This is a genomic window from Pseudonocardia xinjiangensis (assembly GCF_012911925.1).
In the GTDB taxonomy this organism is placed as follows: Bacteria; Actinomycetota; Actinomycetes; order Mycobacteriales; family Pseudonocardiaceae; genus Pseudonocardia; species Pseudonocardia xinjiangensis.
Map to the genome: position 1 here is coordinate 1 of NZ_JAAXKY010000239.1, position 7,508 is coordinate 7,508.

Annotated in this window: 9 protein-coding genes and 1 pseudogene; 6 read left to right on the plus strand and 4 right to left on the minus strand. The window is 74.2% G+C overall.

Translation table 11 applies throughout. The features are described from left to right. Positions 1-394, minus strand: a pseudogene (locus HF577_RS35880) (shikimate dehydrogenase); the annotation flags it as partial. A 151-nt stretch (positions 395-545) separates the two neighbouring features. Continuing rightward, positions 546-815: an MSMEG_0570 family nitrogen starvation response protein gene (locus tag HF577_RS35885; RefSeq protein WP_211175372.1), complete on the minus strand. Its 270-nt coding sequence runs from the start codon at positions 813-815 to the stop codon at positions 546-548. A gap of 58 nt (positions 816-873) precedes the next feature. Here HF577_RS35885 and HF577_RS35890 point away from each other — a divergent pair, with 58 nt between their 5' ends. The 5 genes from HF577_RS35890 (at position 874) to HF577_RS35910 (ending at position 5,428) form a co-directional block, all read left to right on the plus strand. After that, complete coding sequence (locus HF577_RS35890; RefSeq protein WP_169400457.1) at positions 874-1,611, plus strand: SDR family NAD(P)-dependent oxidoreductase; 738 nt, start codon at positions 874-876, stop codon at positions 1,609-1,611. A 188-nt stretch (positions 1,612-1,799) separates the two neighbouring features. Beyond that, the gene (locus tag HF577_RS35895) at positions 1,800-2,624 is read left to right on the plus strand and encodes an ABC transporter permease (RefSeq protein WP_211175369.1); all 825 of its coding nucleotides are present in this window, start codon (positions 1,800-1,802) and stop codon (positions 2,622-2,624) included. Continuing rightward, positions 2,621-3,406 (plus strand): ABC transporter ATP-binding protein, encoded by a 786-nt coding sequence (locus HF577_RS35900; protein ID WP_169400459.1) that lies wholly within the window; start codon positions 2,621-2,623, stop codon positions 3,404-3,406. Before HF577_RS35895 ends, HF577_RS35900 begins: the two co-directional genes overlap by 4 nt. Next, positions 3,403-4,233, plus strand: a complete 831-nt coding sequence (locus HF577_RS39990; RefSeq protein ID WP_211175370.1) for an ABC transporter permease — start codon at positions 3,403-3,405, stop codon at positions 4,231-4,233. The genes HF577_RS35900 and HF577_RS39990 overlap by 4 nt, the downstream gene beginning before the upstream one ends. 22 nt (positions 4,234-4,255) lie before the next feature. After that, complete coding sequence (locus tag HF577_RS35910) at positions 4,256-5,428, plus strand: ABC transporter substrate-binding protein (RefSeq protein WP_169400460.1); 1,173 nt, start codon at positions 4,256-4,258, stop codon at positions 5,426-5,428. On the opposite strand, the gene HF577_RS35915 is transcribed toward HF577_RS35910, so the two are convergent. Both HF577_RS35915 and HF577_RS35920 read right to left on the minus strand, forming a co-directional pair. Further along, positions 5,409-6,560, minus strand: a complete 1,152-nt coding sequence (locus HF577_RS35915; RefSeq protein WP_169400461.1) for a GNAT family N-acetyltransferase — start codon at positions 6,558-6,560, stop codon at positions 5,409-5,411. The genes HF577_RS35910 and HF577_RS35915 overlap by 20 nt on opposite strands. Positions 6,561-6,600: 40 nt before the next feature. Next, positions 6,601-7,092, minus strand: a complete 492-nt coding sequence (locus HF577_RS35920; protein ID WP_169400462.1) for a DUF309 domain-containing protein — start codon at positions 7,090-7,092, stop codon at positions 6,601-6,603. A 58-nt stretch (positions 7,093-7,150) separates the two neighbouring features. On the opposite strand from HF577_RS35920, the gene HF577_RS35925 reads away from it, so the two are divergent. After that, on the plus strand, positions 7,151-7,508 hold a 358-nt coding region (locus HF577_RS35925; RefSeq protein WP_312859602.1), incomplete at its 3' end, for a membrane dipeptidase.

The window sequence follows — 7,508 nt, forward strand, 5'->3', positions numbered from 1 at the left end:
CTCGCTCTCGCCTGCCCTGCACACCGCCGCCTACGCCGCGCTCGGGCTGCACGACTGGAGCTACGAGCGCTGCGAGTGCGACGAGACCGGCGACGTCGGTGTTGTGGGCGGACCAGCGCCCGTCCCGCAGGACGAGCGTGTTGGCGGCGCCGGTGGCCGTGGCCAGCGGCGAGACCTCGTCGGCGACCTCGAGCGCCACCCGCTTGAGCGGCATCGTCAGCGAGAGCCCGGCCCACTCGCGATCCAGCCCGGCGACGAAGCGGGGCAGGCCGGCCTCGTCGCACTCGCAGCGCTCGTAGCTCCAGTCGTGCAGCCCGAGCGCGGCGTAGGCGGCGGTGTGCAGGGCAGGCGAGAGCGAGTGGGCGACCGGGGAGCCGAGGACGGCGGCGTGCATCGGGCCAGTATGTGCCAGGTGCCGGGCCCGACCTCAGCGGGCGTGGACGCAGCGCCCGCGGAGATCGGGCGACTCGCGGGCGGTTTCGGGGCGACTCGCGCACGATTTCCGGGCGACTCGCGCACGGTTTTCGGGCGACTCGCGGGTGGTGTCAGCGGGTCAGGCGCTCCACGCGCACCGAACCGTCGGCGAAACCGGCCGCGGTCTGCTCGATCGCCGCCAGCGAGGCCGCCGCCCGCGAGCAGGGGAAGCCGTACTTCGCGCGTACCCGCTCGCCGGCGATCCCGAGCGCTTCCCGGCTGCGCCGCACGAACTCCTCGACGGGGTAGGACTCCCCGGCGGTCAGGTACTCCTCCACGACGAGCGACGGCGAGTAGTAGTGCCGCGCCGAGCCGTCTGGCCAGCGGATCTCGAAAGTCATCTCGGGCACGCCGCCACGCTAGATCTCACGTGTTGCGGCGATATGTCAGGCTGCGCCGATGGGGGAGACGGTTCTTGTCCTTGGTGGACGGAGCGAGATCGGACTGGAAGTGGCGCGCAGGCTCGCGCCGGGCTCGACGGTGGTGCTGGCGGCGCGCCGCAGCGCTGACCTCGACGCCGAGGAGAAGACGCTGCGTGAGGCCGGGGCGGCCGAGGTGGACCGGGTCGAGTTCGACGCCGACGACCTCGGGTCGCACCGCGCGGTGCTGCTCGACGTCGTACGCCGCCATCGCAGGCTCGACGTCGTGGTGGTCGCGTTCGGCCTGCTGGGGGACCAGGTGCGGGCGGAGCGCGACCCGGACCACGCCGTCCAGATCGTGCACACCGACTACGTCGCGCACGTCGCGGTGCTCACGCAGCTCGCTGCCGTGATGCGCACCCAGGGCTGCGGGACGATCGTGGTGTTCTCGTCGGTCGCCGGGGTGCGGGTGCGCCGCGCGAATTACGTCTACGGATCGGCTAAGGCCGGTCTCGACGGCTTCACCAGCGGCCTCGCGGACGCGATGCACGGTAGTGGAGCCCGGGTGCTGCTGGTGCGTCCGGGCTTCGTCATCGGCCGGATGACCGACGGCATGACGCCTGCGCCCTTCTCGTCCACTCCGGACCAGGTGGCGGACGCCACCGTGCGGGCGCTGCGCAGCGGCCGGGGCGAGGTCTGGGTGCCCGCGGTGCTGCGTCCGGTGTTCGCCGTGCTCCGCCATGCGCCCCGCGCGCTGTGGCGGCGGATGCCGCGCTGAGCGGACATACCGCTGAACGGACATACGGAGCAGCAGGCACTACTGGGAACGCTCCGGTAACGCTACGGTCATCCGCGCCTCGCAGTATCGCCTTCCACCACCCGGGAACCCGCGGGGTGTGGCCGAGCGTCAGGAGCCTGCGGATGGGAAGTCGGTCGCGCACGGTTGTCACAACTGTCGCGGCGTTCGTGCTGCTCATCGTCTTGTGGGAGCTCGCGAAGCTCGTTCTGCCCCCGGGCGGGGTCACGGTCGGCGGCACGCGCGTGCTGCCCCGCACCGACAACGCGGCGATGCCGCACGTCTGGACCGTGCTCGGCCGGCTGACCGAGCCCGAGGTCGCGGGGGCGGCCACCACGCGCACCGTCGGTGCGGCCGTGGCGTCCGGTGCGCTGTTCACCCTCGGGCTCGCCATGGGCGGGCTGCTGCTCGGCGGCGTGCTCGGGGTCCTGCTGGCGCTGGTCATGCAGCGCTTCCGGCTGGTGGAGCGGGCCGCCCTGCCCTACGTCGTGGCGTCGCAGACGGTGCCGCTCATCGCGATCGCCCCGCTGGTCGCGGGGTGGGGCGGCAACATCGCGATCCTGGGCTGGTCGTGGCAGCCGTGGGCGAGCGTCATGGTCATCGCGTCCTACCTGGCGTTCTTCCCGATCGCGGTGGGGATGCTGCGCGGGCTCACCTCACCGGTGAGCGCCGACGTCGAGCTGTTCCGCGCCATGGCCTCGGGCTGGTGGACCACGCTGGTACGCCTGCGGCTGCCCGCCTCCGTCCCGCACGTCGTGCCGGCGGTGCGGCTCGCCGCCGCGGCCGCGGTGGTGGGCGCGATCGTCGCGGAGATCTCCACCGGCACGCGCGGCGGGATCGGCCGGCTGATCATCGAGTACGCACAGTCCGCCACCGGCGATCCCTCGCGGATGTACACCGCGATCCTCGGCGCCGCGGTGCTGGGGCTCGTCGCGGCGGGCGCCGTCGGGCTCCTGGACGTCGGGCTGCGCCGCTACCGCGGGAGCGTTCGATGACCGCCGCAGTCGCCCTCGCCGGCGTCGACAAGCGGTTCGGCGACGTCCACGCCCTCGACGGCATCGACCTCGAGGTGGGCCCGGGTGAGTTCGTGTCGCTGATCGGGCCGTCGGGCTGCGGGAAGTCGACGCTGCTGCGCGTCGTCGCCGACCTGGAGCAGCCGACCGGTGGTGCGGCGCTGGTCGGCGGGAAGTCGCCGCAGCAGGCGCGGCTGGACCAGGACTACGGCATCGCCTTCCAGCAGGCCGGGCTGCTCGAATGGCGCACGGTCGCCGAGAACGTCGAGCTGCCGCTGCACGTCCACGGTGTCGGGAAGGTGGAACGCCGGGCGCGTGCCACGGACCTGCTGACGCTCGTCGGGCTGCACGAGTTCGCCGGGTCGCGCCCGAGCGAGCTGTCGGGCGGCATGCAGCAGCGGGTCGCGATCGCCAGGGCGCTCGCGCCCAGCCCGCGGCTGCTGCTGATGGACGAGCCGTTCGGGGCGCTGGACGAGATGACCCGCGAGCGGATGCAGGCCGAGCTGCTGCGGATCATCGGGGAGACGGGGGCCGCCGTGCTGTTCGTGACGCACTCGATCCCGGAGGCGGTCGTGCTCTCGGATCGGGTGGTGGTCATGTCACCGCGGCCGGGCCGGATCACCGAGATCGTGCCGGGCTGCCGGCCGGTCGACGGGGCGGCCACCGACCTCGCACCCGCCGACGTCGAGGACGTCCGCGAGTCCGGCGCCTTCTTCTCCGCGATCACCGCGGTGCGCGAGGCGCTGCGCAAGGGGCACGAGTGACCAGGTCGGACGCGGTGCCCGGCGCGGCGGGCGTGAGCTCGGGCAGGCGCGTACGGCCCGGGACGGGACGCGGCGCGGGGCGGCTGCTCGGGGTCTGGCCCGCCGTCGCGTTCGGGATCGCGGGGCTCGTGGTGTGGGAGCTGGTGGTGGTGCTGGGCCGGGTGCCCTCCTTCCTGCTGCCGCCGCCGAGCGCGATCGTCACGCAGATCGGGGCCCAGGCCCCCGTCATCCTCGCCACCACCGCGGTCACCGGCGGCAACGCGCTGGTCGGGCTGGTGGCCGGGTTCGTCATCGGGGTGGCGCTGGCGCTGCTCGCGGCGGCGTCCCGGCTGGTGCAGGAGCTCGCCACGCCGGTGGTGCTGGCCGCGAGCGCCGTGCCGATCGTGGCGCTCGCCCCGGTGTTCACCACGATGTTCGGCTCCACCACGGAGGTCGCGCGCCGCCTCGTCGTCACGGTGGTGGTGATCGTGCCCGTGTTCGTGTCCACGATGCGCGGGCTGCGCCAGGTGCAGCCGGTGCACGCCGAGCTGATGACGTCGCTCGCCGCCACCCCGTGGCAACACGCGCGGTTCGTCCGGCTGCCGGGTGCGGTGCCGTACATCATGACGGGGCTGCGGCTGGCCGCGCCCGCCGCGGTGATCGCGGCGATCGTCGCGGAGTACTTCGGCGGCCTGCAGAACGGCCTGGGCAGCAGGATCTCCTCGGCCGCCGCCAACACCGCCTACGCCCGCGCGTGGGCCTTCGTCGCCGCCTCCATCGCACTGGGGCTGCTGTTCCACCTCGCCGGGTTGCTCGTTGAGCGCCTGGTGACCCGCGGTCGCACCTGATCGACGAACTCCGGAGGTCCCCATGCACCGACGCTCAGCGGCCGGTCGCCCGCCGTCCCGACGACTCCTGCGCCCGCTCGCTGTGGCGGCCGCGCTCGTGGTCTCCGTGGCCGCGTGCACGACGACGGGGCCGGGCACGGACAGCTCCGCGTCGGGCGACGGCCCGCAGCGGGTGACGCTGCAGCTGCAGTGGTCCACCCAGGGTCAGTTCGCCGGTTACCTCGCCGCCGTCGACCAGGGCTTCTACGCCAAGCGCGGCCTCGAGGTGCAGATCAAGGAGGGCGGGGTCGACATCGTCCCGCAGACGGTGCTGGCCCAGGGACAGGCCGACTACGCGATCGCCTGGGTGCCGAAGGCGCTGGCCTCGCGGGAGCAGGGCGCGGCCATCACCGACGTCGCCCAGATCTTCCAGCGTTCGGGCACCTACCAGGTGGCGTTCGCGGACAAGGGCATCACGTCCGCGGCCGACCTGCGGGGCAAGCGGGTGGGCAACTGGGGCTTCGGCAACGAGTTCGAGCTCTTCGCGGGCATGACCGCGGCCGGGCTCACGCCGGCCCGTGACGTCACGCTGGTGCAGCAGCAGTTCGACATGGAGGCGCTGCTGTCCGGCGAGATCGACGCCGCGCAGGCCATGTCCTACAACGAGTACGCGCAGGTGCTCGAGGCGCGGAACCCGGCGACGGGGCAGCTCTACACACCGGCCGACTTCTCGGTGATCAACTGGAACGACACCGGCACCGCGATGCTGCAGGACGCGATCTGGGCCAGCACCGAGCGGCTGTCGGACCCCGGTTACGAGGACACCACCACCCGGTTCATCGCGGCCTCGATCGAGGGCTGGGCGTACTGCCGTGACAACGTCGAGTCCTGCCGCGACATCGTCGTCAAGGCGGGCTCGACGCTCGGTGCCAGCCACCAGCTGTGGCAGGTCAACGAGGTCAACAAGCTGATCTGGCCCTCGCCTGCCGCGGGCGCGGGCACGATCGTCCCCGCGGCGTGGGAGCAGACGGTGCGGGTGGCGCGCACGGCCGTGAACGCCGACGGGCAGACGGTGCTCACGCGTGACCCCGACCCGGAGGCGTTCACCAACACCTACGTCGAGCGCGCGATCGGGCTGTTGAAGGCCGACGGCGTCGACGTGGTGGGCGCCGGCTACGCGCCCACCACCGTCACCCTCAACCCCGGCGGGTCGTGACTGCGGCCGGGTCGTCGACGAGCCGCTCGTACCACGCGCCGTCGTCGAGCCTGCGGCTCTCGCCGTGGCCGATCACGCCGTCCAGGCGGTAGCGGGCGGCGAGGGTGAACCCCGCCCGCTCGGCCACGTGCCGGCTCGCGGTGTTCGACCACGCGGCGCCGATCTGCAGCCGGTGCCGCCCGAGCCCACCGTCGGGCACCGGGGTGAATGCGTGCGCCACCGCGAGGTCGACGGCCTCGCCGACGATCCCGCGACCGCGGGCGTCCGGGTGGGCCCAGTAGCCGATCTCCCCGCCGGTGGGGTTGAGGGCGTCGTCGAGCCCGAAGACGCCCACGTTGGCGAGCAGCCGGTCGTCGTCCCGGGCGGCGACCGCCCACGTCACCGACTGCCCGAGCGACTCGCCGAGCCGCCGGCTCCGCACGAACTCGCGCGCGGTCTGCACCGTGTAGGGGTGGGGGAGCCCGGCCAGCCAGTGCCGGGACCGCTCGTCGGAGCAGGCCTCGGCGATGCGCGGCAGGTCGGCCTCGGTGTGCGCTCGCAGCCGGACGCGCTCGCCGTCCAGGACGGGCACCGGCCACCAGGTCGTGCGCGGCGACTGCTCGTCGCCGGGCCGCAGCGACGCGTACCAGCCGTCGTGCAGCACGCCGCGGTGCGCCACGGAGAGCGGCCGCTCCCCGTGGAAGGTGAAGCCGCAGGCGTGGGCCACCCGCCAGGACGCGAGGTGCCCCGCGATCGACGACCAGTGCACGATCGGCAGCCCGCAGGTGTCGAACGCCCACCGGGTGGCCAGCCGGGCGGCCCGCGTCACCAGCCCCCGGCCCCTGGCCCACGGCGCCGCGGCGAACCCGAGGTCGGGCGGTGGGCCGGTGCGGATGTCGAGGTTGCCGGCGAACCGGGGCCTACCCGCCTCGACCGCCTCGATCGCCCAGCGGAAGGCCGTGCCGTCACGCCACCCGGCCGGCACCTCCTCGTGCACCCAGTGCTCGGCGTGGTGGCGGCCGTAGGGCACGGGCACGGTCGTCCAGCGGGCCGACTCCGCATCGGACCCCGTCAGGAGAAGGTCCTCGACGTCGGCGTCGACGTGCGCGCGGAGGGTGACGACGCCGTCGGTCAGCACCGGTGTGATGGCCACGAGGCATGATCTCGGGACCGGCACGCTCCTGGCGAACGGGTTACGCCACGCCGGCCCGCAGGCGCGGGCTCAGATCGTCCGTGGTGAGGCCGTCCGCGCCGTCGCGCTCGATCCGGCGCGCCAGTGCCTCGGCGTGGGCCAGCAGACCCGGGATGTCGAGCCCGGCGGGCACCGGGCCGACCCAGCGGGCGAGGTGCCCCGCCCCGCGGTCGAGCAGCGCGATCGCGCCGCGGGCGTTGCCGCGCTGGGCGTGCGTCAGCCCGACGGCGAGCTGGGCCAGCGCGCGCCACAGCTCCCGGTCCGGCTCCGCTGCCGCCTTCCACGCCCCCTCCAGCACCTCGTGCGCGGAGAACGGGCGGCCGGCGTCGAGCAGCCGCTGGGCCTCCGTCACGGACTCGTCGGGGGTGAGCACGAGGTCCTCGGGCACCCGGTCGACGCCCTCGCTGCCGCGGGGGAGCGGACGTCCGTACGCGTCGCGGGGGCGGGCGTTGCGGGCCCGCCCCGCGGCGTCACGGTCGCGGGGGGTGGTCATGACATGCACCGTGCCACGATCGGTGCGGCGACGGGCCCCGGGGGGTGATACTCGGGCAGTGGATCACCGGGCGCTCGACCTGCTCTCCCGCACCCCGCTCGTCGACGGGCACAACGACCTGCCATGGGCGTTGCGCCGCCTCGCCGGGCCCGACCCCGCCGCCGCCGTGGCGGGCACGGACCTCGCCGCGGGGCTGCCCGCGCTGCAGACCGACCTGCCGCGGCTGCGGGCCGGCCGGGTCGGCGTCCAGTTCTGGTCGGTGTACGTGCCGTGCTCGTTCGCGGGAGCCGACGCCGTGACCGCGGTGCTGGAGCAGGTGGAGCTGGTGCACCGGCTCACCGAGCGGTATCCGGATGACCTCGGGCTCGCGACCACCGCCGACGAGGCCGCCGCGGCCTTCGCGGGCGGGCGGGTGG